This window comes from Bradyrhizobium sp. BLXBL-01 (assembly GCF_051853025.1).
GTDB lineage: Bacteria > Pseudomonadota > Alphaproteobacteria > Rhizobiales > Xanthobacteraceae > Bradyrhizobium.
Genome location: NZ_CP182471.1, coordinates 6809272 through 6834771 on the forward strand (window position 1 = coordinate 6809272; position 25500 = coordinate 6834771).

General features: G+C 64.8%; 23 protein-coding genes. 13 read left to right on the plus strand and 10 right to left on the minus strand.

Annotation, left to right across the window (positions count from 1 at the left end):
* Nucleotides 1–55 precede the first annotated feature (55 nt).
* The 8 genes from ACNJYA_RS31600 to ACNJYA_RS31635 all read left to right on the plus strand — a co-directional run bounded on the left by ACNJYA_RS31600 (nucleotide 56) and on the right by ACNJYA_RS31635 (nucleotide 7079).
* Nucleotides 56–1036: a small ribosomal subunit Rsm22 family protein gene (locus ACNJYA_RS31600; protein ID WP_439401290.1), complete on the plus strand. Its 981-nt coding sequence runs from the start codon at nucleotides 56–58 to the stop codon at nucleotides 1034–1036.
* Nucleotides 1037–1174: 138 nt separating this feature from the next.
* Nucleotides 1175–1735: a LemA family protein gene (locus tag ACNJYA_RS31605; RefSeq protein ID WP_212259065.1), complete on the plus strand. Its 561-nt coding sequence runs from the start codon at nucleotides 1175–1177 to the stop codon at nucleotides 1733–1735.
* 33 nt (nucleotides 1736–1768) lie between these two features.
* On the plus strand, nucleotides 1769–2983 hold the full coding sequence (locus tag ACNJYA_RS31610; RefSeq protein WP_439401291.1) for a M48 family metallopeptidase: 1215 nt from the start codon (nucleotides 1769–1771) through the stop codon (nucleotides 2981–2983).
* A 208-nt stretch (nucleotides 2984–3191) separates the two neighbouring features.
* Nucleotides 3192–3944, plus strand: a complete 753-nt coding sequence (locus tag ACNJYA_RS31615) for a hypothetical protein (RefSeq protein WP_172785921.1) — start codon at nucleotides 3192–3194, stop codon at nucleotides 3942–3944.
* Nucleotides 3945–4006: 62 nt separating this feature from the next.
* Nucleotides 4007–4675 carry a hypothetical protein gene (locus tag ACNJYA_RS31620; RefSeq protein ID WP_439401292.1) on the plus strand — a complete coding sequence of 223 codons (669 nt, stop codon included), beginning with the start codon at nucleotides 4007–4009 and terminating at the stop codon, nucleotides 4673–4675.
* A gap of 83 nt (nucleotides 4676–4758) precedes the next feature.
* On the plus strand, nucleotides 4759–5091 hold the full coding sequence (locus ACNJYA_RS31625; protein ID WP_212259063.1) for a GIY-YIG nuclease family protein: 333 nt from the start codon (nucleotides 4759–4761) through the stop codon (nucleotides 5089–5091).
* A 164-nt stretch (nucleotides 5092–5255) separates the two neighbouring features.
* Nucleotides 5256–6002 carry an SDR family oxidoreductase gene (locus ACNJYA_RS31630; RefSeq protein WP_439401293.1) on the plus strand — a complete coding sequence of 249 codons (747 nt, stop codon included), beginning with the start codon at nucleotides 5256–5258 and terminating at the stop codon, nucleotides 6000–6002.
* A 42-nt stretch (nucleotides 6003–6044) separates the two neighbouring features.
* Entirely contained in the window at nucleotides 6045–7079 is a 1035-nt protein-coding gene (locus ACNJYA_RS31635) for an RNA polymerase subunit sigma-70 (protein ID WP_439401294.1), read from the plus strand.
* 46 nt (nucleotides 7080–7125) lie between these two features.
* On the opposite strand, the gene ACNJYA_RS31640 is transcribed toward ACNJYA_RS31635, so the two are convergent.
* From ACNJYA_RS31640 to petA, 6 genes are all read right to left on the minus strand, one after another.
* Nucleotides 7126–7665 (minus strand): adenine phosphoribosyltransferase, encoded by a 540-nt coding sequence (locus tag ACNJYA_RS31640; protein ID WP_011085277.1) that lies wholly within the window; start codon nucleotides 7663–7665, stop codon nucleotides 7126–7128.
* A 147-nt stretch (nucleotides 7666–7812) separates the two neighbouring features.
* The gene (locus tag ACNJYA_RS31645; protein WP_439401295.1) at nucleotides 7813–9978 is read right to left on the minus strand and encodes an anthranilate synthase component I; all 2166 of its coding nucleotides are present in this window, start codon (nucleotides 9976–9978) and stop codon (nucleotides 7813–7815) included.
* Between the two features lie 254 nt (nucleotides 9979–10232).
* Nucleotides 10233–11435: a DMP19 family protein gene (locus ACNJYA_RS31650; RefSeq protein ID WP_439401296.1), complete on the minus strand. Its 1203-nt coding sequence runs from the start codon at nucleotides 11433–11435 to the stop codon at nucleotides 10233–10235.
* A 116-nt stretch (nucleotides 11436–11551) separates the two neighbouring features.
* Nucleotides 11552–12226, minus strand: coding sequence for a dienelactone hydrolase family protein (locus ACNJYA_RS31655; RefSeq protein ID WP_025038157.1), 675 nt, complete (start codon nucleotides 12224–12226; stop codon nucleotides 11552–11554).
* Between the two features lie 242 nt (nucleotides 12227–12468).
* Nucleotides 12469–14541 (minus strand): cytochrome b/c1, encoded by a 2073-nt coding sequence (fbcH, locus tag ACNJYA_RS31660; protein WP_172785914.1) that lies wholly within the window; start codon nucleotides 14539–14541, stop codon nucleotides 12469–12471.
* A gap of 62 nt (nucleotides 14542–14603) precedes the next feature.
* Entirely contained in the window at nucleotides 14604–15134 is a 531-nt protein-coding gene (gene petA / locus ACNJYA_RS31665; RefSeq protein ID WP_172785913.1) for a ubiquinol-cytochrome c reductase iron-sulfur subunit, read from the minus strand.
* 279 nt (nucleotides 15135–15413) lie between these two features.
* Here petA and ACNJYA_RS31670 point away from each other — a divergent pair, with 279 nt between their 5' ends.
* The 4 genes from ACNJYA_RS31670 to ACNJYA_RS31685 all read left to right on the plus strand — a co-directional run bounded on the left by ACNJYA_RS31670 (nucleotide 15414) and on the right by ACNJYA_RS31685 (nucleotide 18285).
* Nucleotides 15414–15872, plus strand: coding sequence for a tRNA (cytidine(34)-2'-O)-methyltransferase (locus tag ACNJYA_RS31670; RefSeq protein ID WP_172785912.1), 459 nt, complete (start codon nucleotides 15414–15416; stop codon nucleotides 15870–15872).
* Between the two features lie 18 nt (nucleotides 15873–15890).
* Entirely contained in the window at nucleotides 15891–16523 is a 633-nt protein-coding gene (queE, locus tag ACNJYA_RS31675) for a 7-carboxy-7-deazaguanine synthase (RefSeq protein WP_172785911.1), read from the plus strand.
* Nucleotides 16524–16657: 134 nt separating this feature from the next.
* Nucleotides 16658–17545, plus strand: coding sequence for an oxygen-dependent coproporphyrinogen oxidase (gene hemF / locus ACNJYA_RS31680; protein WP_439401297.1), 888 nt, complete (start codon nucleotides 16658–16660; stop codon nucleotides 17543–17545).
* Complete coding sequence (locus ACNJYA_RS31685; protein ID WP_172785965.1) at nucleotides 17542–18285, plus strand: HAD family hydrolase; 744 nt, start codon at nucleotides 17542–17544, stop codon at nucleotides 18283–18285. The genes hemF and ACNJYA_RS31685 overlap by 4 nt, the downstream gene beginning before the upstream one ends.
* Nucleotides 18286–18465: 180 nt before the next feature.
* Here ACNJYA_RS31685 and ACNJYA_RS31690 read toward each other — a convergent pair whose 3' ends face one another.
* From ACNJYA_RS31690 to ACNJYA_RS31705, 4 genes are read right to left on the minus strand one after another with little or no spacing between them, the layout of a single operon-like run.
* The gene (locus tag ACNJYA_RS31690) at nucleotides 18466–18837 is read right to left on the minus strand and encodes a hypothetical protein (protein ID WP_439364339.1); all 372 of its coding nucleotides are present in this window, start codon (nucleotides 18835–18837) and stop codon (nucleotides 18466–18468) included.
* Nucleotides 18838–18867: 30 nt separating this feature from the next.
* Nucleotides 18868–21987 carry an efflux RND transporter permease subunit gene (locus ACNJYA_RS31695; protein ID WP_439364340.1) on the minus strand — a complete coding sequence of 1040 codons (3120 nt, stop codon included), beginning with the start codon at nucleotides 21985–21987 and terminating at the stop codon, nucleotides 18868–18870.
* A gap of 6 nt (nucleotides 21988–21993) precedes the next feature.
* Nucleotides 21994–23694, minus strand: coding sequence for an efflux RND transporter periplasmic adaptor subunit (locus ACNJYA_RS31700; RefSeq protein WP_439364341.1), 1701 nt, complete (start codon nucleotides 23692–23694; stop codon nucleotides 21994–21996).
* Nucleotides 23695–23745: 51 nt separating this feature from the next.
* Entirely contained in the window at nucleotides 23746–24129 is a 384-nt protein-coding gene (locus ACNJYA_RS31705) for a hypothetical protein (protein ID WP_172785908.1), read from the minus strand.
* Nucleotides 24130–24397: 268 nt separating this feature from the next.
* Between ACNJYA_RS31705 and ACNJYA_RS31710 the strand changes: the two genes are divergently transcribed.
* Complete coding sequence (locus tag ACNJYA_RS31710; RefSeq protein WP_439364342.1) at nucleotides 24398–25444, plus strand: hypothetical protein; 1047 nt, start codon at nucleotides 24398–24400, stop codon at nucleotides 25442–25444.
* Nucleotides 25445–25500 lie beyond the last annotated feature (56 nt).

The window sequence follows — 25500 nt, forward strand, 5'->3', positions numbered from 1 at the left end:
TGACGGCACTGTCTCGGAGTACTGGATGCCCCGCCTGCGCTGGGCATGACCGCGGATGATGATCGCCCCCACCCTCCCCGCTGAACTGAAGGCCGCGCTCGACGGCAAGCTCCAGGGCTTCTCCCGCACCGACGCGGCACAGCGCTCGCAAAAAATCTCGACCGCCTATCGCGCCGGTGGCGGCTCCGGCACGATCAAGTCCGAAGCCGATGCGCTCGCTTATGCGCTGGCGCGCATGCCCGCGACCTACGCGGCGGTGGCGGCCAGCCTCAATGCGCTCACTGAGATCGCGCCTGATCTCGCCCCCGAAACATTGCTCGACGTCGGCGCAGGCCCGGGAACGGCCAGCTGGGCTGCCGCAGAGGCGTTTCCCTCGCTGCAGGACTTCACGCTGCTCGACGCCAATGCGACGCTGAGCCGGCTCGCGCTCGAACTCGCACGCGACAGCACCCGCCTCGCGGACTGCCGCTATCTGCCCGGCGATGCCAACGGCAATCTTGCTGAAGTCTCGCAAGCCGATCTCGTCATCGCCAGCTACGTCATCAATGAGCTCGGCGAGGCCGATCAGCGCAAGCTCGCGGAAGCGATGTGGGCCAAAGCGCGCCACGTGCTGGTGGTGATCGAGCCCGGCACGCCCGCCGGCTATGCCCGCATCCTCGCGCTGCGCCAGCAGTTGATCGCGGCTGGCGCCTTCGTCGCCGCGCCATGCCCGCACGAAAGGCCCTGCCCGCTCATCGCCCCCGACTGGTGCCATTTCAGCCAGCGCCTGCCGCGGTCGCAGGCGCACCGCCAGATCAAGGGCGCCGAGGTGCCGTTCGAGGACGAGCGCTTCATCTACGTCGCACTGACCCGCACCCCGCCCGCGAGCCGCGCCGCGCGCGTGCTGGCGCCGCCGGACATCGGCAAGGCCGAGATCACGGCCAAGCTCTGCACGGAGGCTGGGGTTGCGCCGGCAAAAGTCCCGCGGCGCGACAAGGCGGCCTATGCCGACGCGCGGCGCTGGCGCTGGGGCGATGCCGTCATGTCCGAAAGTTAATTTCGCCGGCCGGGCCTGCCTTGAACTCGGGCCGTTCCTGATCCGACCAAGTCTTACCTTCCCTCCGCGCCGGGCTCTCATCCCGCGTCAATTTGGTCTACCCTAGCGCCCGCCTTCTTCCCTCTTCAGGAGTTCTTCATGTCGACCGGCTGGATCGTTCTCGGCGTCATCGTCGTCCTCGTGCTGTTCGCCTTCAGCGCCTACAACCGCCTGGTGGCGCTGAGCCAGCGCGTCGGCCAGGCCTTTGCCGACATCGACGTGCAGCTCAAGCAGCGCCACGACCTGGTCCCAAACCTGGTCGAGACCGTGAAGGGCTATGCCTCGCATGAGCGCGGCACGCTCGACGACGTCATCAAGGCGCGCAACTCGGCGATGTCGGCGCAGGGCCCGGCGCAGGTGTCCGCGGCCGAGACCCAGCTCTCCGGCGCGCTCGGCCGGCTGATCGCGCTGTCGGAGGCCTATCCGGACCTCAAGGCCAACGCCAATTTCCAGCAGCTCGCATCCGAGCTCTCCGACCTCGAGAACAAGATCGCAGCCAGCCGCCGCTTCTTCAACAACGCAGTCCAGGAATACAACACCGGCATCCAGCAGATGCCCGCAGCTCTGTTCGCCGGCATGTTCGGCTTCACCAGGAAGGACTTCTTCGATCTCGGCGCCAGCCGCACCGAGGTCGAGGCGGCGCCGCAGGTGAAGTTCTGATTTGAGCCGATAGGCCGGCAGGGCACCCGCGTCATGGCCGCGTATGGTCTCTACACGCACATCGCCTCGAACAAGTTTCGTTCGATGCTGCTGCTCGCCGGTCTCTTCGCGCTGGTCTACGTGCTGGTCTATGCCGGCGCGCTGGTGGCCGAGGTCGTCATCAACGGCAACGGCACGGTCGCCTATTATCTGACCCGGGCGTTCTCCGACCTGCTGAAGGCCGCGCCCTTCGCGACCGTTGCGGCGATCGGCTGGGTCGCGATCGCCTATTTCTTCCACCAGTCGATGATCGACGCCGTGACCGGTGGCCACGACGTCACCCGGCAGGAAGAGCCGCGGCTCTATAATCTGCTAGAAAACCTCTGCATCTCGCGTGGCATCACCATGCCGAAGCTGAAGATCATGGAGAGCCCGGCGCTGAACGCGTTCGCGACCGGCCTCAATCCGCGGCAATATTCCATCACGGTCACCACGGGTCTCCTCGATGCGCTCAACGACAAGGAGATCGAAGCGGTGCTGGGCCACGAGCTGACCCACATCAAGAACGGCGACGTGCAGCTCATGGTGGTCGCCGTCATCATCGCCGGCGTGGTCGGCTTCTTCGGCGAATTGTTCTTCCGCCTGTTCACGAATCTGAACTGGAGCTCCGGCTCCGGCGGCTCCTGGTCCTCGGGCTCCTCCTCGTCCTCGCGGTCGTCCTCGTCCTCGAGCGACAGCAAGAGCTCCGGGGGCGGTGCGATCATCGTCATCATCATCGCCATCGTGCTGATCGTGCTGGCCTGGCTGCTGTCGCAGGTGGTGAAGCTCGCGCTGTCGCGGTCACGCGAATATCTCGCCGACGCCGGCTCGGTCGAGCTGACCAAAGATCCGGATGCCATGATCTCGGCGCTGCGCAAGATCGAGAATCGCGGCGAGCTGCCGGGCGCGACCTCGGCGGTGATGGAGCTCTGCGTCGACAATCCGCGCGAGGGCTTTGCCGATCTGTTCGCGACCCACCCGTCCGTGCAGTCCCGGGTCGACGCCCTGGTCAAGTTCGCCGGCGGCCATGACCCCGGTCCGCTGCCGGACCCCACCGAAGAGACGGAACAGCCCGAGACCGAACCGGCCGAGGCGCAGGACGGTCCGCCGCCGCTCTCGCACGGGCCGTGGAGCGATGCACCCGCTCCCGCCAATCCGCCGCCCGTTCCCGCGCCCAGCCCCTCTGGAGCCCCGGCAGCCAATCCGATGGGACCGTGGGGCCGTCACTGATGACGTGATTTGCCGCTTCATGCGGCAGGTTTCCCGGCAATCGGGAATATCCTCGGGAATTGCCGTGACTGGAGCGCAAGGAATTGAATTCTCCCTTGTTTCTGCCATGTTCGCGCCCAACAGCAGACTCGGGACGTCTTTTCGGACATCGATTTGGGGCCCGGCCGATTGCGACCTCGCGATCGGGGGCGCGCGTTAGGGGACAGCAATGGCAAAGCCGGCAGTGGTTGTGGTGGGCGCGGACAAGGGCGGGGTCGGCAAGACCACGGTATCGCGCACACTGCTCGATTATTTCTCGGCCAACAACGTGCCGACGCGGGCGTTCGACACGGAGTCTCCGCGCGGAACCCTGAGGCGCTTCCACCCCGACATCACCGAGATCGTCGACATGACGACGACGGCCGACCAGATGAAGATCTTCGACACGCTCAACGCTGTCAGCCCTTCGGTCACCGTCATCGACGTCCGCGCCGGCCTGCTCTCGCCGGCGCTGGCTTCGCTGCGCGACATTGGCTTCCTCGACGCCGCCAAGGCGGGCCAGATCACCTTCGCGGTGTTCCACATCCTCGGACCCTCGATCGCCTCGCTGGAGGAAATCGCGGAGACCGCGGGCTTCATGTCCGGCGCGAAATATTTCCTGGTGAAGAACTTCATCAACGACACCCAGTTCTTCCAATGGGACCAGGCGACCTACAATTCATACTTCCACCGCATCAAGGACGCGACCGAGCTGACCATCCCCAAGCTCAACGAAATGGCCTATGAGCAGGTCGAGGTGTCTTCCGTGCCGTTCCTGAAATTCGTCGCCAACAAGGGCATCAACGACGAGGCTGCGAACTATTCGTTCGTGCTGCGCGGCTATGTCCGGCACTGGCTGGCCAACGTCTGGAGCGAGTTCGACCGCATCCGCCTGACCGACATCGTTGGTTCGAAATCCGTTACCCGCAACAGCGAAAAATAGTTGCGGACCCCGGGCGGATACGGCTGGATTGGGCAGTGAGTTGGCCCAGATAATGGCTGTCGATGCCCGCAACGCCCGTCTACATCATCTGCTCGCCTCGCCCGCAGGTCGGCAAGACCTTGCTGGCGCGGCTGCTGACAGAATTCCTGCTGCTCAAGAACGGCAACGTCGCGGCCTTCGACGTCAATCTGAAGGAGCCGTCGCTGCTCGATTACCTGCCGAAGGTGACCGAGACCGCCGACGTGATCGACACTTACGGCAAGATGCAGCTGATGGACCGCGTCATCGTCGATGACGGTGTTGCCAAGGTCATCGACCTCGGCTTCCACGCCTTCGACGAGTTCTTCAAGATGACCGACGAGATCGGCCTGTTGAAGGAGGCGGCGCGCCGGCATGTGGCACCACAGATCCTGTTCGTCGCCGACACCGACCGTGTCTCGGCCCGCGCCCACGAGACGTTGCGCGCGCAGATCCCGCGGATGAACCTGGTCACGGTGGACAACGAATATGTCGTTCGCGGCGAACTGCCGCCGGCGATGGGAGGTGGCCGGCTGTTCCGCCTGCCGGCGCTGCCGGGTTTCCTGAAGACGTATATCGACCGGCTGAATTTCTCCTTCACCGGCTATCTGCGGCAGGAGAAGGACTCTTCGACCGAGCTGCATCAGTGGATCCGGCGCAACTACCTCGCCTTCCGCGAGCTCGAGCTCAGCCTGATCCTGCAACGGTCCTGATTTATTTTACCCGGGCAATATTGACCGACCGCCCGGCGGCTTGTATGACCTCGCGTGACACCCTTCCTCGCGAGACCAAGCCCATGAGCATCGACCGAAAGGCCGCGATTGCCGCCTACAAGGAGCGCAAGACCGCCGTCGGCATCTACGTCGTCCGCTGCGTGGCGACAGGCGAAGCCTGGGTCGGGCAGGCGTTTGATCTCGAGAAGGTCGCCAACCGGATCTGGTTCACGCTGCGCCAGGGCGGGCATCCCTGCCGCGCCCTTCAAGCGGCGTGGAACGCGCATGGCGCCACTGGCCTGACATTCGCCGAGTGCGAGCGGCTGGACGAGGAGGAAACGAGCTACATCCGCGATGCGCTGCTGAAGGACCGCATGCTGCATTGGCGGTCGGACCTCAACGCCGAAGCGATCTAGTCGGCCACGTTCACTACCAGCCGCGCACCCTATCGGCGCTTTTCGCGGGCCGTGTCGATCGCCTGACATTTTCTTTGGCGCACCGATGATTTTGGCCCGCCTGCGCTGTCCTGATCCATAGGCGCGCCGGAATGATCCGGGTGGCCCGGACAGGGGGGTAATCCATGGGATCGTTGCAAGATAAAAATGTCGTCGTCGTAGGAGGCAGCCGCGGCGTCGGCCGCGCAATCGCGGAAGCCGCCCTCGGCGAGGGAGCGACGGTCCTGGCCGTCGCCCGCGAAGCAGCAGCCCTGACCGAGCTGGCGAACGAGACGCCGAGGTTGAGAACCCTTGCGGCCGACGCGACGCAGGATACAGCGCCGGGGCAGGTTTTCGCCGCGCTGGCGCCGGACGTCCTGGTGATCTGCGCGGGCTCACTTGCCCCCAGCGCGCCTATACAGGACCTGACCTGGGAGGCCTTCTCCGCCAACTGGGAAACGGACGTCAAGGCGTCGTTCCTGTTTTGCAGGGCGGCGCTGCGAGGTCCGCTCAAGCCGGGAACACGGATCGTCCAGATCTCCAGTGGCGCGGCCTTCAGCGGCGGACCGCCGTTTGCCGGCGGTTATGCGGGGGCAAAGCGCGCGCAGATCTTCCTGGCGGGTCATTGCCAGAAGGAGTCGGATCGGCTCAGACTGGGCCTGCGCTTCATGGACCTGGCCCCCATGCGTATCATGCCCGGCACCCGCGTGGGCAAGGGCGGCGTCGACGGCTATGCCGGCTATCTGGGCATCCAGCCCGCGGACGTTCTCGCGGGCATGACCGACATGCAAACGCCGGCCGATGTGGGAAGGGCGGTGGTTGCCCTGGCCACCGGGACATCGGAGGGCAGTTCCTTCATGGTGAGCGGGAGCGGACTTGCGCCGGCGGCCTGAGGCACACAGAATGCAGATCGAATTCAGCACTGCAGGCCCAGCATGACAGGCCCTCCTGGCCCTTTCGAGCCATTGGGCGAGCCAGGCCAGCCGCTCCTCGATCGACTGGCCTTCGAGCATTTCACGGCGGCCCACCGTCGCGAGATCAAGCTCCACTGCTACCGCATGATGGGATCGCTGCACGAGGCGGACGACCTCGTACAGGAGACCTTTCTGCGAGCTTGGCGCGCGCGGTCGGAGTTCGACGGGCGAGGCTCGGTCCGCGGCTGGCTCTACACGATCGCCACCAACAGCTGCCTCAACGCTCTCAAGGCGAGGACCAGGGCGCATCGCTTTCTCCAGCAGCCCGGACAGCCTCCCTCGCAGGGGCGGGCCACGGGCGGCCCCGCAGCCGAGCTTGCCTGGCTGGACCCTTACCCGGATGCGGAGCTTCCCGCCGTCGCCGACGACACGCCCGGTCCGGAAGCACGGTACGAGACCCGCGAAGCCGTGCAGCTCGCCTTCGTCGCGGCCATCCAGGATCTGCCGCCCAGGCAGCGGGCCGCGCTGCTGCTTTCCGACGTCCTGGGATGGTCGGCTGTCGAAACGGCGCGATTGTTGGGCGGCTCGACGGCCTCGATCAACAGCGCATTGCAGCGGGCTCGCGCAACCCTCGCGGCGCGATATCCCGAGGGACGTCCCCGCCGTCGATCGCAGACCAGCCGAGAGGAGGGACTGCTGCTCGAGCGCTACATGCAGACCTGGCAGGCCGCCAATCTCGACGGCTTCATAGAACTCTTGCGGGAGGACGCCACCTTTAGCATGCCGCCATGGCGGGAGTGGTATCAGGGGCGCGCGGCCATTCGGGCTTTCTTCGAGACCATCTGGACCAGGTTTGCCGGCTTCCGAGCGGTCGCCATCGGCGCCAACGGCCAGCCGGCTGTCGGTGTCTACGCGCGCACCCATCAGGATCCGGCATGGCGCGCCCATTCGCTGCATGTCATCGAGCCTGCGGACGGCCGGATCGCCTCGCTGACGGTCTATCTGGGGCCGCTCGGGCCCGAGCTGTTTCCGGCCTTCGGCTTGCCGCCGCCCTAGCCAGGTCTGCGCTTGCCGCGGGCTCTCGCCGTAGCGGCGAGCACGCTCAATGCCCCTCGAACGTCATCAAGGTCCGCACCGGGACGTCCATCGCACGCAGCTTGGCGGCGCCGCCGAGCTCGGGCAGGTCGATGATGAAGCAGGCGGCGACGACGTTGGCGCCGATCTGGCGCAGCAGCTTCACCGCGCCTTCCGCGGTGCCGCCGGTGGCGATGAGGTCGTCGACCAGGATGACGCGCTCGCCGGGCTGAATCGCGTCGACATGCATCTCCATCTCGTCGATGCCGTATTCGAGCGAGTAGGCGATGCGCACCGTGGTATGCGGCAGCTTGCCCTTCTTGCGGATCGGCACGAAGCCGGCCGAGAGCTGGTGCGCCACCGCGCCGCCGATGATGAAGCCGCGCGCCTCCATGCCGGCGACCTTGTCGATCTTGTTGCCGGCCCAGGGATTGACGAGCTCGTCCACGGCGCGGCGGAACGCGCGCGCATCCGCGAGCAGGGTTGTGATGTCGCGGAACATGATCCCGGGCTTGGGATAGTCCGGGATGGTGCGGACGCTCGCCTTCAGATCGTGGTCAAAGGTCATGGTTATCTCACTCTGGCTTTTCCACCGTCATTGCGAGCGAAGCGAAGCAATCCAGATCTTCTCCGCGGCAAGAGCCTGGATTGCTTCGTCGCCAGCGCAAAATTGCTTCGCAATTTTGTCGCGGGCTCCTCGCAATGACGGTCATACTCAATTCGCCCCAGCATCCAGCCGGAACGCGTTTTCGACGATACGTAACCCCACCTCGCCGCCGAGCGACATCAGCGATTCCGGGTGGAATTGCACGCCGGCGACCGGCAGGGTCTTGTGCTCAAGCGCCATGGCGACGCCGTCCTCGGTGCTGGCGGTGACGCTCAGAACCTCCGGCATGCTGTCGCGCTCGACGAAGAGCGAATGATAGCGGCCGATGACGATCTCGTTCGGCAGGTTGCGCATCAGCCGCCCGCCGCGCACCTGCACCCGTGAGGGCCGGCCGTGGGCGGGATGGGTGAGCTGGCCGAGCTCGCCGCCGAAATATTCGCCGATCGCCTGCACGCCGAGGCAGACGCCGAACACCGGCAGCTTCTTCTCCAGCGCCGCGTCGATTGTTGTCTTGATCCCGAAATCCTCAGGGCGCCCGGGGCCGGGTGACAACACCAGCAAATCCCACCTCTTCTGCTTGAGCATGTCGAGCGCATGCACATAGCGGACCACGGTGACGCTGGCGCCGACCTGGCGGAAATAATCGGCGAGCATATGCACGAAGCTGTCGTCGTGGTCGATCAGCAGCACCTGCTTGCCCGAGCCGGTGGCATCGGGCGCAAAGGTCGAGAGCGGCTTCGGCGGATCGCCGCGCAGCGCCTGGAACAGCGCGGCGGCCTTGACCTGGCATTCGCGATCTTCCGCGGCGGGATCGGAATCGAACAGGCAGGTGGCACCGACGCGCACTTCGGCGAGGCCATCCTTCATGCGGATGGTGCGGATGGTGAGGCCGGTGTTGATGCTGCCGTCGAAATTCACCGCGCCGATCGCACCGGCATACCAGCGCCGCGGCGAGCGCTCGTGGTCCTCGACGAACTGCATCGCCCACAGCTTTGGCGCACCCGTGACGGTGACCGCCCAGGCATGGGTGAGGAAGGCATCGAGCGCGTCGAAGCCGGGGCGCAGCATGCCCTCGACGTGATCGACGGTATGGAACAGCTTTGAGTAAGTCTCGATCTGCCGACGTGCCAGCACCTTGATCGTGCCGGGCACGCAGACGCGCGCCTTGTCGTTGCGGTCGACGTCGGTGCACATGTTGAGCTCGAACTCGTCCTTCTCCGAGTTCAGGAGCTGGCGGATCTGCTCGGCATCGCCGATCGCATCAAGGCCGCGCGCAATCGTGCCCGAGATCGGGCAGGTCTCGACGCGGCGGCCGTCCGAGCGCACGAACATTTCGGGCGACGCGGAGACGAGGAATTCGCCCTCGCCGAGATTCATCAGCGCGCCATAGGGCGACGGGTTGATGACGCAGAGCCGCTGGAACACTTCGGCCGGCGAGCGGTCGCAGGGCTCGGCGAAAAGCTGGCCGGGCACGGCCTCGAACAGATCGCCGCGGGCGAAGGCGGCGCGCGCCGTCTCGACGGTGGCTTGATATTCACCGGGCGCGTGATCGGCAAAGCCCTGGCGCGGCGTCTTTAGGTACGGGCTGTCGGCGGTCTCGCGCGGCAGGCCCTCGGTGGATTTGCCCTTCCAGGCGAAATCGTAAGTGAGCACCACGCCGCGGCCGGTGGCGCGGTCATAGGCCAGCAGGCGATCGGGCACGTACAGCACGATGTCGCGCTGGTCTTGCTCGCGCGGACGCTTCTGCACGAGGTCCTCGATCTGGAAGACGAGGTCGTAGGCGAAGGCGCCGAACAGGCCGAGCAGGCCATCATCATTGGCGGAGAAGGCGGCGACGAGGTCGCGCACCAGCGACATCACGCTGGCCCGCCGCGTGCGCTGGTCTTCCTCGACCGGGGCATCGCCGCGGATGATGTGGCCGGCAAGGCGCGTCGCCGTCTTCTCGGAGATCACCACGCAGGGCTCGCGCAGCACGTCGCCGAGGAAGGCGATGAGCACCTGGCCGCGCGCGTTCAGCGCTTCCAGCTTGAAATTGACGCCGACTGTCTCGAGCTTGAGCGGCGGATCGGAGAAGCCGAGGTCGAAGCTCTCGTAGCGGCCGGGCACGGTCGTGCCCGAGGACAGCACCACGCCGCGGCGGCGGTCGAGCAGGCTGATGAGGTCGTCGAGCCTGCTGGCGCCGCCGGTAAATTGCTCCGCCACGCGCGTGATCGCAAGCCCCGCGCGCGTCGCGTACTCACTTCTGGCCGGGAGGGCAAAGACTGTCCTGTTCATGTCGTCCTCTTACGAAACTTGCCGAGGGAACGCCACACAGGACAAACGATCGGGCCGCCGCACTGCGTGGCGACCTCTAGCGATTTTGAGAAATGAAATCGCACCGGCCACCTCTTTAGGAGGTGCGCCACCAAAGACGGGCTGGGCGGACGGCGGTGCTCATGGGCGGATACTCACCATGGCGCGAGGGCGGCGTCAAGGGTGGCTGGGGCGGCTTCAATCGCCAAAATGGCGACGGCCAGGTCTCAGCCGCTTCAAGCCCGCATCTGCAGGCTGTCGCGCCCTATGGCCGCGTCCGAAGCATGACGCTCGATCTCGGCTCGCGTTACCGTGAGCGGAAGTTCACCGTCGGGTTCGACGACATTGCTACGGTCAGCCAAGGTTTCAACCATAACACCTGTCTTTCCTGTGACCGCACACCATGTGGCATGATCGTCGCTCACGCGTAGCGCCGTGATCATCGCGGCCGGATCCAGATCCAACTTTCGCAACAGCAGGTCGATGGCCTCGGCCGCCAGATTTTGCTCGGCAACTCTCAAGAAATTCCGGATCGTGTCAGCGCCTACCGTCGACAACCGCGCGCCCACCAGTGTGGGCGGAAAGCTCTTCAATACTTCATGCATGTCCGACGGCTTCGGGCTCTGGCTGCCTGGGCCGAATTCGTAAAGTTCTCCACCCGCCTCCTCGTAAACGCACAGGCGCGAACCCTTGTCAGTCTTGACGCCAATGGCAATGCCCTGCACCCCTTCAGCATCCATATTGCTTCCCGCGAACGCCTGAACCTTGAGCTCCGGGTCAGGCCTCACCGCCCCGCACGCGGCGGCGATCGTGAGCTGCAGGCGGTCGGTGATCTGAGAGCTGATGTGGCGAACGCTCAGCCAGATCCGACGTTGCGACAGATGTGGGTTAAGTTGCGCAAGCCGTTCGATTTCGGAGGCATACTGTTCCTGAGCGACAGCATGCAATTCGGGCCAGCTTGCGATCCATCGGGCTGCAAGTTGTTTCATTGGTTGCTGTCGTTCTGCTTCATAGAAGCGACGATCAAGCGCATCGAGCGCCGAGGCTCGGTTCTCGAAGCCATTCTGCTGCACGCTCTCTTGGGGATTATCCCCTACCCAGGCGATCATTTCCTGCAATATACGATGTTGCGCGCTCGCTCCCATCGCCTCGAGTCCGGCGAGCGCATCGCCAGACGTCGTGGGAAGCAACGAAACGCCCGTGTTACCGATGAACTGGCTGTGACCGCCGTTGTTGACCTGAGCGAGATAGTAGTCTGCGTGATAGGCCTGCATGGCCACAGCGGGCAGTTCACGTCCGGAGTACACGCCGACGCGTTGCATTTGGTTGACGTAGTCGACCACCGCGTGGGTTAGATATTCGGCCTTCTCAGGGTCCTCGGGCGCGTCCAGCCGCTCGCGAGGCAAAACAACCGTCGTCAACCGACCATCCACAATCATCACCCCCTCCACAGTCGCGTAGCGAAGGGCTACACGGCTGCAGCCTATGATTGCAGCGAGCTGTTATCAATAGCGATTGCAACACGTGCGCAGATCGACCCGCACCACTGCTGCTGCTACCCCAGATGCTTCCGGAAAAACTCCGTCGCCCGGCCCCAGGCGAGTTCGGCGGCTTCGCGGTCGTGCACGGCCTGGCGCTGCTCGTTGACGAAGGCGTGCTCGGCGTCATAGCGGAACAGCTCCAGCGACTTGCCGGCCGCCTTCATGGCCTTCTCGAAACCATTGACCAGCTCCGGCGTGCACCAATCGTCCTTGTTGGCGAAATGGGCCTGGAGCGGGATCTTGACGTCGGCGGGCTTGGCGGCCTGCTCGGGCGGGATGCCGTAGAACACGACGCCGGCCGCGAGCTCCGGGATCTTGGTCGCGCCGATGATGGTGACGGCGCCGCCGAGGCAGAAGCCGGTCAGCCCGACCTTGGCGCCGTTGCGCGACAGATATTGCGCGGCACCGCGGACGGTCTGCGTAGTGGCGTCCATGAAGTCGAGCGAGTTCATCTCCTTGTTGGCGCTGTCCGTATCGTGATACGGCACCACCTTGCCCTTGTAGAGATCGGGCGCCAGCGCGTCGAAACCGGCCAGCGCGAAGCGGTCGCACAGGCCCTTGATCTGGTCCGACAGGCCCCACCATTCCTGGATCACGACCACGCCCGGCGCATTGCCGCGCGCGGCGTTGGCGAGATAGCCCGAGGCGTCCTTGCCGTCCGGGCGCTTGAAGGTGATGCTGGTTCCCATGGTGTCCTCCGGTGAGTTTCTGGGGGATCGGTTGGCGGTATTTTGGCGGGTGCGGGGGTGTGACGCAATCCACACTCTCGTCATTCCGGGGCGCGCGATAGCGCGAGCCCGGAATCCATTGGGCCGCGGAGCTGGTGGATGAATGGATTCCGGGTTCGATGCTACGCATCGCCCCGGAATGACGGCTCAACAAAAAAGCCCCCTTGCGGGGGCTTCTTCATTCTCGTTTCGCGCCAAGCCGCTCAGTGCGAGTCGGCCCAGACCTTCTTCTTGGTGAAGTACATTAGGCCCGCGAAGATGATCAGGAACACGAAGACCTGGAAGCCGAGGCGCTTGCGCGCTTCCATGTGCGGCTCGGCGGTCCACATCAGGAAGGTGGTGACGTCCTTGGCGTACTGCGCGACCGTGGTCGGCGCGCCGTCGTCAAAGGTCACCTGGCCGTCGCTGAGCGGCTTCGGCATCTTGATGGCGTGACCGGGGAAGTACTTGTTGTAGTACGAGCCCTCCGGGATGGTGACGCCCTCCGGCACCTTCTCCTCATAGCCCTGGAGCACCGCGGCGACATAGTCGGGCCCCTGCTCCTGGTACTGGGTGAAGACGTCGAAGATGAACCAGGGGAAGCCGCGCTTATAGGAGCGCGCCTTGGTAATCAGGGACAGGTCGGGCGGCGCCGCGCCGCCGTTCGCCGCACGCGCGGCCTGCTCGTTCGGGAACGGCGAGGGGAAATAGTCCGCCGGCCGGCCCGGCCGCTCGAACATGTCGCCGGCATCGTTCGGACCGTCCTTGACCTTATACTCGGAGGCGAAGGCCGCCGCCTGCGCCACGGAATAGCTGGGCCCGCCGGGCTCGGCGAGGTTGCGGAAGGCGATGTAGGACAGGCCGTGGCAGCTGGCGCAGACCTCCTTGTAGACCTTCAGGCCGCGCTGCAGCGCGCCGCGATCGAACTTACCGAAAGGGCCCGAGAACGACCATTTGTTGCCGGGGGGCGTGTCGCTGCCTTCGGACGCCTTCGCGCTGTCGATCGAGCCCGCGAACAGCGAACCGGCGAGCGCCAGCACGATCGCGGTCGAGACCATCGGCGTCGACCGGCTGCCGGTCTTGGCCAGCACGGCATCCGAGATCGAGTTCGGCACCGGCCGCGGCTTCTCGATGCGCGAGAGCAGCGGCAGCACGATCAGGAAGTAGGCGAAGTAGCAGACCGTCAGGACGCGGCCGGCGACCACGTAGATGCCCTCCGGCGGCTGCGCACCGAGATAGCCGAGCAGAATGCAGACCACGACGAAGATCCAGAAGAACTGCTTGGCGAGCGGACGGTACTTCGACGACTTCGTCTTGGCGGCATCGAGCCAGGGCAGGAAGCACAGGATGATGATCGCTCCGAACATCGCGATGACGCCCGCGAGCTTGTTCGGAATCGAGCGCAGGATCGCGTAGAACGGCAGGTAATACCATTCCGGCACGATGTGCGGCGGCGTCACGCCCGGGTTCGCCGGAATGTAGTTGTCGGCGTCGCCGAGATAGTTCGGCATGTAGAAGATGAACCAGGCGTACAGCAGCATGAAGCAGGTGACGCCGAACATGTCCTTGATGGTGGCATGCGGCGTGAACGGCACCGTGTCCTTTTCCGTCTTCGGCTCGACGCCATCAGGGTTGTTCTGGCCGGCGACGTGCAGCGCCCAGACGTGCAGCACGACGACGCCCGCGATCACGAACGGCAAGAGATAGTGCAGCGAGAAGAAGCGGTTCAGCGTCGGGTTGCCGACCGCATAGCCGCCCCACAGCAGCGTCACGATGCTCTCGCCGACATAGGGAATGGCGGAGAACAGGTTGGTGATGACGGTGGCGCCCCAGAAGCTCATCTGGCCCCACGGCAGCACGTAGCCCATGAAGCCGGTCGCCATCATCAGGAGGTAGATGATGACGCCGAGGATCCACAGCACCTCGCGCGGCTCCTTGTAAGACCCGTAGTACAGGCCGCGGAACATGTGGACGTAGACGGCGACGAAGAACATCGAGGCGCCGACCGCGTGCATGTTGCGCAGCAGCCAGCCGTAGTTCACGTCACGGACGATCAGCTCGACCGACTTGAAGGCGAGATCGGCGTTCGGCGTGTAGTGCATCGCCAGGATCACGCCGGTCAGGATCTGCATCCCGAGCATGAAGGAGAGGATGGCGCCGAAGGTCCACCAATAGTTCAGGTTGCGCGGGGTGGGATAGGCGACGAAGGAGGAGTGGATGAGACCAAAGATCGGCAGACGCCGCTCGATCCATTGCAGGGCCGGATTGCTCGGCTGGTAGTCGGATGGTCCGCTCATGATGCGATCCTGAGGAAATAGTACGACGAGACGGCGCGAAGCTTCGGACGAAGATCCGAAGCTCAGCCGATCTGGATTTTGGTGTCGGAAACGAACTGGTACGGCGGCACCGGCAGGTTCGAGGGCGCAGGCCCCTGGCGGATGCGGCCGGACGAATCGTACTGCGAACCATGGCAGGGGCAGAAGAACCCGTCGTAGCTGCCTTCATGAGCGATCGGGATACAGCCGAGGTGGGTGCAGATGCCGATCACGACCAGCCACTGCTCGTGACCAGACTTGACGCGGGCCTCGTCGGACTGCGGATCGGGCAGGCTCGCCACGTTGACGGCGCGCGCTTCGTCGATCTGCTTCTTGGTGCGGTGGCTGATGTAGATCGGCTTGCCGCGCCAGAACACCTTGATGTCCTGACCTTCCGCGATCGGGCTGAGATCGACCTCGATCGGCGCACCGGCGGCGATGGTCGAGGCATCCGGATTCATTTGGGAGATGAAGGGCCAGAGCGCGGCCGCGCCCCCTACTGCTGCAGCTGCCCCCGTTGCAACGAATAAGAAATCACGGCGTGTCGGATGGTCCGCCGAAGACGCTGTCGTCACGATTCCAACCCTTTCTTCTTGTGCTACCGGTGGAACCGCTCCGAGGGGCGCCCAAGAGGTCCCCGGAAAGGCTGCCGGCGCCCGCGGCCCCCCGCGGCGGCAGAACTTGGCTTGTTCACCTCTAAACGGGTGAAACAGCAGTCCAGAATCGTTCTATTGGCACCCTTGCCGGGCGAGCGCAAGCCCGCTAACGGCGTGGGAGCGTGCAATGCACGAATTCCCGGGCGGGCGATGTTTTATTGAGACATTTTGCGCCCGCAAGCCAACTCGCCGCCGCCCATGCAGATCGCGCTTTTCCAGCCTGACATCCCCCAGAACACCGGCACGATTCTTCGCCTCTGTGCCTGCTTGGGGCTCGATGCCCATATCATAGAACCCGCGGGCTTCCCCGTGTCCGACCGTCTGTTCCGCCGGGCGGGAATGGACTACCTCGACCATGTCAGGCTGACCCGCCACGTCTCCTGGGCGACATTCGAGGACTGGCGCGCAGGCCAGGGCCAGCGGCTGCTGCTGTTCACCACCAAGGCTGCCACCGATTACCGCGATTTTCATTACCAGAGCTCGGACATCCTGCTATTCGGGCGCGAGAGCGCCGGCGTCACCGACGCGGTCGTCGAGGCCGCCGATGCGCGCCTGGTGATCCCGATCAACGCGGGGCTGCGGTCGCTCAATGTGGCCATGAGCGTGGCCATGGCCGCCGGCGAGGCGCTGCGGCAAACCCGGAACCCGCAAGTTTGAGAGATTGAGGAGAGAGGCTTGAGTTACGCGGTCAAGGAAATCTTCCTGACCCTGCAAGGCGAAGGCGCCCATGCCGGGCGCGCGTCGGTGTTCTGCCGCTTTGCCGGCTGCAACCTCTGGAGCGGCCGCGAGGCCGACCGCAGCGAGGCAACTTGCAAGTTCTGCGACACCGATTTCGTCGGCACCGACGGCACGCTCGGCGGGCGCTACGGCTCGGCCGCGGAACTCGCCGATACCATCGCCGCGCAATGGACAGCGGCTGCCGCCAACCGCTACGTGGTGCTGACCGGCGGCGAGCCGCTGCTCCAGGTCGACGCTGCGCTGATCGACGCGCTGCACGCAAGAGGCTTCGAGATCGGCGTCGAGACCAACGGCACGATCGCAGCCCCTGATGGGCTCGACTGGATCTGTGTCAGCCCCAAGGGCGGCAGCGAGCTGGTGCTGCGGCGCGGCCACGAGCTGAAGCTGGTCTATCCGCAGGCGCTGGCGATGCCCGAAGCATTCGAGGATCTCGCCTTCGAACGCTTCTCGCTGCAGCCGATGGACGGGCCCGAAGTCATCGAGAACACCGCGCGCGCGATCGACTACTGCCTGCACCATCCGCAATGGCGGCTCAGCGTGCAGACGCACAAATCGCTCGGCATCAGATAGGAAATGATTTTGTAGGGTGGGCAAAGCGGAGCGTGCCCACGATTCAAGATGACGGTAAGAGACGTGGGCACGGCGCAAGGGCGCCTTTGCCCACCCTACGGCACACTCCACGTGGTAAGCGACCGGGAATGCAGATGGACGACACGACGATCGAAGACCGCAAGGCCCGCGCCCGCGCCTGGTTCGAAGCCCTGCGCGACGACATCTGCGCGAGCTTCGAGCGGCTCGAGGACGACGCGCCGCAAAGCCTCCATCCGGGCGAGCCCGGCCGCTTCAAGCGCACGCCCTGGCAGCGCACCGACCACTCTGGCGCGGCCGGCGGCGGCGGCGTGATGTCGATGATGCACGGCCGGCTGTTCGAGAAGGTCGGCGTGCATTGCTCGACGGTGCACGGCGAGTTCGCACCCGAATTCCGGGCCCAGATCCCCGGCGCTGCGGAGGATCCAAAATTCTGGGCCTCCGGCATCTCGCTGATCGCGCACATGCGCAATCCGAACGTTCCCGCCGTGCACATGAACACGCGCTTCGTCGTCACCACGAAGGCCTGGTTCGGCGGCGGCGCCGACCTGACGCCGGTGCTGGAGCGAAGGCGGACGCAGGACGATCCCGACTGCATCGCCTTCCACGCCGCGATGAAACTGGCCTGCGCGCAGCCGAGCGGCGTTGCCGATTACGACAAGTACAAGAAGTGGTGCGACGAGTATTTCTACCTGCCGCACCGGAAAGAGGCGCGCGGCATCGGCGGCATCTTCTACGACTGGCACGACAGCGGCGACTGGGACGCCGACCTCGCCTTCACCCAGGATGTCGGCCGCGCCTTCCTGAAGATCTATCCCGAGATCGTGCGGCGCAATTTCGCGAGCGCCTGGACGGCTGCGGACCGCGAGGAGCAACTGATCCGACGCGGCCGCTATGTCGAGTTCAACCTGCTCTACGACCGCGGCACCATCTTCGGACTGAAGACCGGCGGCAATGTGGACTCGATCCTGTCGTCGCTGCCGCCGGAGGTGAAGTGGCCATGAACGCCGTGCTGCCGCCGCTTCCGCGCGCGATGTTGATCGACATGGACGACACCATCCTGTCGGCCTATGGCCGGCCCGAGATCGCCTGGAACACGATCACGGCCGAATTCGCCGAAGAACTCGCCCCGCTGCCGCCGCCGATGGTCGCAACCGCGGTGCTGGCCTTCGCGCGAAACTTCTGGGCCAATGCGGAAGCAGCGTGGCGGATGAAGCTCGCCGAGGCGCGGCACCTGACGGTGAAGGGCGGCTTCGCCGCGCTCGCGGCCGCAGGCCACCGCGCTTTGCCCGACGACCTCGCCATTCGCCTCGCCGACCGCTTCACCGCCTATCGCGAGGAGGAGATGTTCGTCTTTCCCGGCGCGCATGAGGCGATCGACCGGTTCAAGGCGCTCGGCATCAAGCTCGCGCTGGTCACCAACGGCGCCGCCGACATGCAGCGCGCCAAGGTCGAGCGCTTCGAGCTGGCGCATCGCTTCGACCACATCCAGATCGAAGGCGAGCACGGCTTCGGCAAGCCCGAGGAGCGCGCCTATCTGCACGCGATGCAGGCGCTCGGCGTCACCGCCGGAGATACCTGGATGATCGGCGACAATCTGGAATGGGAAGTCGTGACGCCGCAGCGTCTCGGCATCTATGCGATCTGGATGGACGTGCATGGCGAGGGCCTGCCGGAGGGCTCGACGGTCAAGCCCGACCGCATCATCCGCTCGCTCGGTGAACTGCTGCCCGACCGGGCATGATCGAGGGCCCAAAACAAAATTGCGAAAACAACCCCATGCACAGTAGCCGGCTGCTGCAAAATCAAGGGCTTACGGATTTTACGAAATCTGTTTGATCCGTCGGGCAAAACAGGGGTATTATGTCATGGTCGCGACCTCCGCGGCGGTGCGCTTGCGGGTGGCACGCCATTCGCGCAACAATCATTGCGCAGCGTATCTCGCGGTCAGCGAATGACCGTGCAAGCTGCCGGAGAACACCACGATCGCCTTCGGCGACAACTCGGCCTGCAGCTTTCCCGTCATCATGTTGGGATTGGCCGGCGCAAGCGCAACGGTGACCGTCTTGCCGCCATCCTGAATCGTTGCGCGTCCGCGCATATCCTTCGTCGAAAGCGGCGATCCATCGTCGTCGCCAACGTAAAAGACGATGTCCGTCCCCTTGCTGACGAATTCGATCGGATGCCCTTGCGATTTGACCACGGGGCCGCCGTTGCTGCCCTTGGTCTGCGCCGCGGCAACATCCAGCGTCGCGATCATCACAGCGGTCATGGCGAGGCCGATATACGTTCTCATTGCGGGCTCCTCTTTGGTTTTCCGCGCGTATCAATAGGCTTCCGCGGGGGTGAACGTTGCGGCGTGTCCGGCCACCAGCCGCTGCAGCGGCTGCTGGCCGAACATCAGAAACAGAATCGGGGTCACGATTGTGTCGAGAACCGTGGCGCTGAGCAGGCCGCCGAAGATCGTCACGGCCACGGGGTGCAGGATTTCCCGGCCCGGCTCGTCCGCGCCGATCAAGAGCGGCGTGAGCGCCAATCCGGCGCAAAGCGCCGTCATCAGAACCGGACTGAGGCGCTCCATGCTGCCTCGAATGACCAGCCCGGCCCCGAAACGCTCGCCTTCGTGGATGGCGAGATTGATGTAGTGCGAGATCTTCAAGATGCCGTTGCGCGCCGAGATGCCGGCCAGGGTGATGAAGCCGATCATCGAGGCCACCGACAAGGGCTGCCCGGAGATCTCTAGCGCGGCGACGCTGCCGATCAGGGCGAGCGGAATACCGCCCATGATGATCAGCGCCAGTGCGATCGACCGGTAGCGGCTGTAGAGGACGACGAAGATCATCGCCATCGACGCCAGCGACAGAATGCCGATGCGCCAGGACGCCTCCTGCTGGGCCTGGAACGCGCCTTCGAGGCTGGTCGTGTAGCCTTGCGGGAAATCGAGTTCGCGAACCGACCTCTGAATGTCGGCAGCGATATCGGCGATGTCGCGGCGTCCGTCCCCGTTGCCGTAGACGACGATCCTGCGCTGGGTCCCCTCACGCTGAATCTGGTTCGGCCCGTCTGTCTCGACGATGTCGGCCAAAGCGCTCAGCGGGACGAACTCCGAGCCGGTCGGGATGAGCAAATTGTGCAGTCCCGTTGTCGAACGGTCTTGCTCCGACAGGCGCATCACGACATCGAAACGGCGATTGCCGTCGACGATCTGGGAGACCTTCCGGCCATTGGACAGCGCGTCGAGTGCCTGTGTGACCGCAGCCGGCGTCAGGCCGTGAAGAGCGGCGCGGGCATGATCGATTTGGACCCGCACTTGCGGAATCAGCACCTGCTTCTCGACCTGGAGATCGACCAGACCCGGGATCGTCGACAGACGCTGGCGCACCGTTTCGGACAGCCGCCGCAACATCTCGATGTCCTGCCCGAAGATCTTGAGCACGATCTGGGCACGAATACCCGACTGGAGATGATCGAGGCGATGGCTGATCGGCTGTCCGATGGCCACCGACGCCGGCAGCGCGGACAGCACTTCCCGGATGCTCGCATAGATGTCCGCCTTCAGGCGCTTGGACGGTGTGAGATCGACATCGATCTCGCTGTAGTGCACGCCTTCGGCGTGCTCATCGAGCTCGGCGCGGCCGGTGCGGCGCCCGACCGATTTCACCTCGGGCACCTTTGCGAGCAACTGTTCCGCCAATAGGCCAAGACGGTTCGATTCCGCGAGCGAAATGCCTGGATTGTACTGCAGCGACAGGACCAGCGTCCCCTCGTTGAAGGGAGGAAGAAAGCTGCGCGGCATCTGGCTCGCGGCATAGCCCGCCACCGCGACCGCAGCGGCAACGAAGACCAGCACCAGGCCCTGCCGCTCGAAGGCCCAGCCGAGCACCCGCCGATTGGCCTGCTTCAGCTTCGTGACGACAAAGCTCTCGCGGTCACCTGAATCAGCTCGTCCCGAAAGCAGATAGTAGGACAGCACCGGCGTCACCGTGATCGAGGTCAAGAGCGAAGCGAGGATCGAGACCACATAGGCCACGCCAAGCGGCGTGAACAGCCGCCCTTCGATTCCCGGAAGGGCGAACAGCGGCACGAAGACGAGAACGATGATCATCGTTGCATAGACGATACTGGAACGAACCTCCTGGCTCGCGCCGGAGATCACGTCGAGGACAGGACGCGGCGTGCCCGACGCAGCGTTCTCGCGCAAGCGCCGCAGGATGTTTTCGACGTCCACCACGGCATCGTCGACCAGCTCGCCGATCGCGATGGCGAGGCCGCCCAGCGTCATGGTGTTGATCGTGAGGCCGAAGGCGCGAAACACCAGGACCGTCACCAGGATCGATATTGGAATGGCGGTCAGCGAGACGAACGCGGCGCGACCGTTCATCAGGAAGACGAACAGGACCATTGCTACGACGATTGCGGCCTCGGCCAGGGCGCGCTCGACATTGCCGATCGACGTTTCGATGAAGGTGGCCTGCCGGAACTGCACGTTGGCGACGTTGATCCCGCCGCGCATTGTGCGTTGCAGGTCCTTCAGCGTGGACTCGACATTGCGCGTCAAGGCCACAGTATCCGCAGCCGGCTGCTTCATGACGCTGACGATGACGGCGGGCTTGCCGTCATATCCGGCGTCACCGCGCTTGGTCCGCGCGGCAAAATCAACCGAGGCAACCTGCTTCAGCAGGATCGGCTGCTCTCCGCGGGTGACGACGACGGTGTTGCGGAGGTCCTCGATACGCCTGGTGAGACCGACATTGCGGATCAGATATTCGCGGCCATGCTGGTCGACGAAGCCGCCGCCGCTATTGGTGCCGAACCTTGCGACCGCCTGCTCGATCTGATCGTGGGTGACCCCGAGCGCCTGCATGGTGGCGACGTTCGGCGTCACGCGGTATTGGCGGACCTCGCCGCCGATGGGTATCACCTGGGCGACGCCGGGAATGGCGAGGAGTTGCGGCCGGACGACGAAGTCAGCGATCTCGCGCACATCCATGGGTGAAGCCGTGCCATCGCTCGTCAGCGCGATCAGCATGATCTCGCCCATGATCGAGGTCACCGGGCCCATCTGGGGATTGGCCGGAGCCGGCAATTGCTCGCGGATCAGCGCCAGCCGCTCCGAGACGAATTGCCGGGCGCGGTAGATTTCGACGCCCCAGTCGAACTCGACATAGACGACCGACAGACCAACGCCCGAGACCGAGCGCACGCGGATGACGCCGGGCATGCCGTTCATCGACGTCTCGATCGGGAACGTCACCAGCTGCTCGACCTCCTGGGGCGCCAATCCCTCTGCCTCGGTCAAGATGTTGACGGTCGGACGGTTGATGTCCGGCAGGACGTCGACCGAAACGCTCGGCAGGACGACCAGGCCGTAGCCGACCAGCGCGGCGGCGACCGCCAGCACGAACAGGCGATTGCGCAAGCTTGTCTGGACGATGAGCTTGAACATGGTCGGCTACCGGATCTGGTTGACGAGGTCGGTGCCGCGAACGACGATGTGTTCGCCTTCGTTGACACCGGCGGCCACGATGACGCGGGCTGCGTCCACCGGCACCACGCGAACCGGCCGGGGCTCGAAGCGCTCGGGCCCGGTGTGCAGCCAGACGATATTCTCGCCGTTGCCGCTTCGAACGACGGCATTGCGCGGCACGATCAGGCCGGACGCGGGCGCTCCGGTCTGGACCATCACATTCAACGGCTGACCGATGTTGAGACCTGCTGGTGGCTCCGGAATGGCGAACTGAACCACGGACGCATGCTGGCGCAGCGCCCGGCTCGTTCCGACGAAGCTCAGCGCGATCTGCTGCCCGTTTGCGGCCATTGCCGTTGCGGCTTCGGGCTGCTTCAAGCCTATTTCGTCATAGGCGAGTGCCTCGACCCAAAGGCTGCGAGGGTCTGCGATCTGAAACAGGACGTCTTGCGGCTGTATGACCTGGCCCGGCGCGACCCTGGATGACGTGATGATGCCGTCGGTCGATGCCCGCAGCTCCTCGAACCCGGTGCGGGAATTGCGAACGGCTTCGCGGCGCGCCCGCAGGCCCTCTAATTCGCTTTCGAGGTCATTCACCTGGCCTTGCGGCACCGCGCCGCGTTCGGCCAGCGGCCGGAGACGCCGCAGCTTGTTCTCCGTGATTGCCATCAGCTGCTCGATTTCGCCGACCTTCTCGAGGATCGTCGTGCGATCGGCGATTGGCAGATGCGGCTCGATCCGAATGAGCAGATCGCCCTTGCGGACGGTTTGCCCGATGCGAGGGATGCCGTCATCGCCCGGAACCACGCGGCCCCCGTAGATGCTCTGCACGATGCTGCTGCGGTTGGGGTCGGCCATGACACGGCCGATCAGGGTGACGGCGGGATGAATCGTCTGCGGCTCGGCTGCAGCGGTCCGTACCTCGAGCAGACGCTGCGTCGGCTTGGCCGCGAAGACGGTGCCGTCTTGCAGGCGCCGCGGGGAGTCGCTCAATGCGGGAGCATCCGGCGGATTTGGTTGCGTTGCATTCGTCCGGCCCTCGCCGAACATGATGGCCGCGAGAATGACGAAGGCCCCTGCCATCACGGCGGACATGGAGGCGGCCATGCCGCGGCCACGCCGCTTCCAATAGGCGAAGAGAAGGCCGAACCCCAAGGCGGCGAGCATGGAGGCCGCGATGGCCGCTCGGTTCGAGAGCAGCCAGCCGTGCTCGTGCTTCTGCGCCGCGGGCCGAACCTCTGCACGCGGCGTGAACGAGTCGACCAGCAGATCATTTCCCCTGCCGGCGCTGATCGAGAAGATCACCTCGACCGATCCGGGCGGTATGCCGTTCGGAATCGGGGCGGTGTAAACGCCATCCTCCCGGCTTGATGCGTCGATCGGGTCGGAATCGCCGATCGTGACTTGCAAGGCGGCGTCCGAAACCGGCTCGTTCGTCACTGCATCATCAACGAAGATCGACAGCTTGCCGTCTTTCAGGATGCCGACGACTTCGTAGAGCTCGGAGCGCGCGGCAATTCTTGGATATGCCGAGGACACGACCGGCGTCTTCTCGGCGTCGCCGTGATCGTGCCCTTCATGGGCAAAGGCCCCCGAGACACCCAAGAACAGGCTTGCCAACCAGACAGCGCCGGCCAGCCCAAGACTTGTGAGCCGCCCTTTCGGGCAGCGCTGATTCATGAACATCGAAAGATCCTTCAGACATGCGAAAAGGCGGCGGCCGAAACGCCGCCGGGACTACGCGATGCTGAAGGTACTTGGTGGCCGGACGAGTCCCTCGGGGCGCACCCCGACAATGGCCCGCGCGAGCGGCAGGTCCATGGCGCCGAGCACTTCGAAGGCGCTGGGCAGGTGAACGACCTGCGCTGAGGCGATCGAGGTGCCAAACATGTCCCAGGCCACGCCTGGAGCGCCGTCGTCGTCGTGATCCGGCCCGTCATGGACGTGGCCTTCGGCGTCGTCACCGGCGTGGGAATGCACGTGGCCTGCCAGTTGATCGTGGAAATGCAGGGAACCGCTGAGCATGACGGACGGCATCGGCATGTCGCCGACAGCCGCCTTCACCTGCGAGACCGAAATCAGGGAGACCTGAAGCACGAACGCAGATATCGCCACGAACATGGCCGTTCTGGCGAGTTGACGAAGATGGTGGAGGACGCCGTGCAGCACGTCGAAAAACTAGGTCATGCCGACCGCGAATTCAAGGCGACGTTCCGCGCGGACGCATCGCGTGGGAGGTGGTCCAGACACCCTCCTCGCTCGCTCCACGAGCTGCCGACGCCCGACATCCGGCAGCCCGCCTGCCTCACTTGAAGTGAAATGCTTCACAAGCCGCAATCCGGGATTGCGGTAGCCTCGTGCCACGGGGCGTGGTGAGTTGGAGGCGACAATGAAGCAGGACCTTCCGGACCAAGCAGCGCGCACGCAGGCCGCAAGCGAGCCGGGCTTTTGGCAGAGAATTCAATCCTGGGACAGCCGCCTCTCGGTCACCAAGGGACTGACGGCCGTGACCCTGCTGACCGGCTTTCTGGGCGGATATTTCCAGTATCTGAATTCCTATGAGCAGAAGGTCGGCGAGCAGGCCAAGGCGGACATGCAGAAGGCGACAGACACCTTCCTCGAGATCTCCAATGCCTTCGCCGACGTGCAGATCCAGCAGGAGACCATGCTGCGCGAGCAGTTCGGCTCGCTGAAGGCGCAGGCAACCCCCGCTTTCATCCCGGTGGACTCCAAAACATTCGACTCGCTGTCGGACTATTGGAAGGCGCGCACGTCGCTGCGGCGGAACGGCGCCATCTTCGCGCGCAAGGCGGAGATCTACATCGACTGGCCCAGCGACCTCGGGCGCGATCCGGCCGCAGAGCACACGCTGGACCAGGATCCCCTGACGGCAACGCTGCTCACCAAGTATAATTTCGATTGCGAGTCAGAAGCCAATCTCCCCCAGTTCAGAGGCGCGATCTACAATGGCGCCGATCCCGGACGCCCCAGCGACGAATTGTGCAACGACCCGACGGCCAATGGGCTGAAGTCCTACGTCAACCTCTGTGCCAGGCGGGCGGATGGCGAGATCGATGCGTTGCAGAAGGTCGTGACCATCAACTGGTGGAGCGCCAAGCACCACGTCCTGGTGATGCACCATTGCTTCGAGGTGCTCCGCGGCGGGCCTAATGCGTTGCAAGCTCCGGCCTCCGGCAACGACGGCCCCAATGATCGCAAGCTCGATAAGCCGCGCGACAGCAACGAGCACAGGCTGCAGCTTCAGGCCCGCCGGCTGGACGCGTTCATGACGCTGACCATGGCGCAGCTGGACCGCATCAGGGTGCGATACCGTCCCACCGGCTTCTTCTGCCATGTTCCTTTCGCGCGCGATGCCATCGGCTATTTCAGCAACCAGTGCCTGCCGAACCAGCCGGCTACGAGCGAGCGCAGCTGAGGCGTACCGCGAGGACACCGGCGGATACTTTTCGGCACCGGCAGCCGGCGTGATCG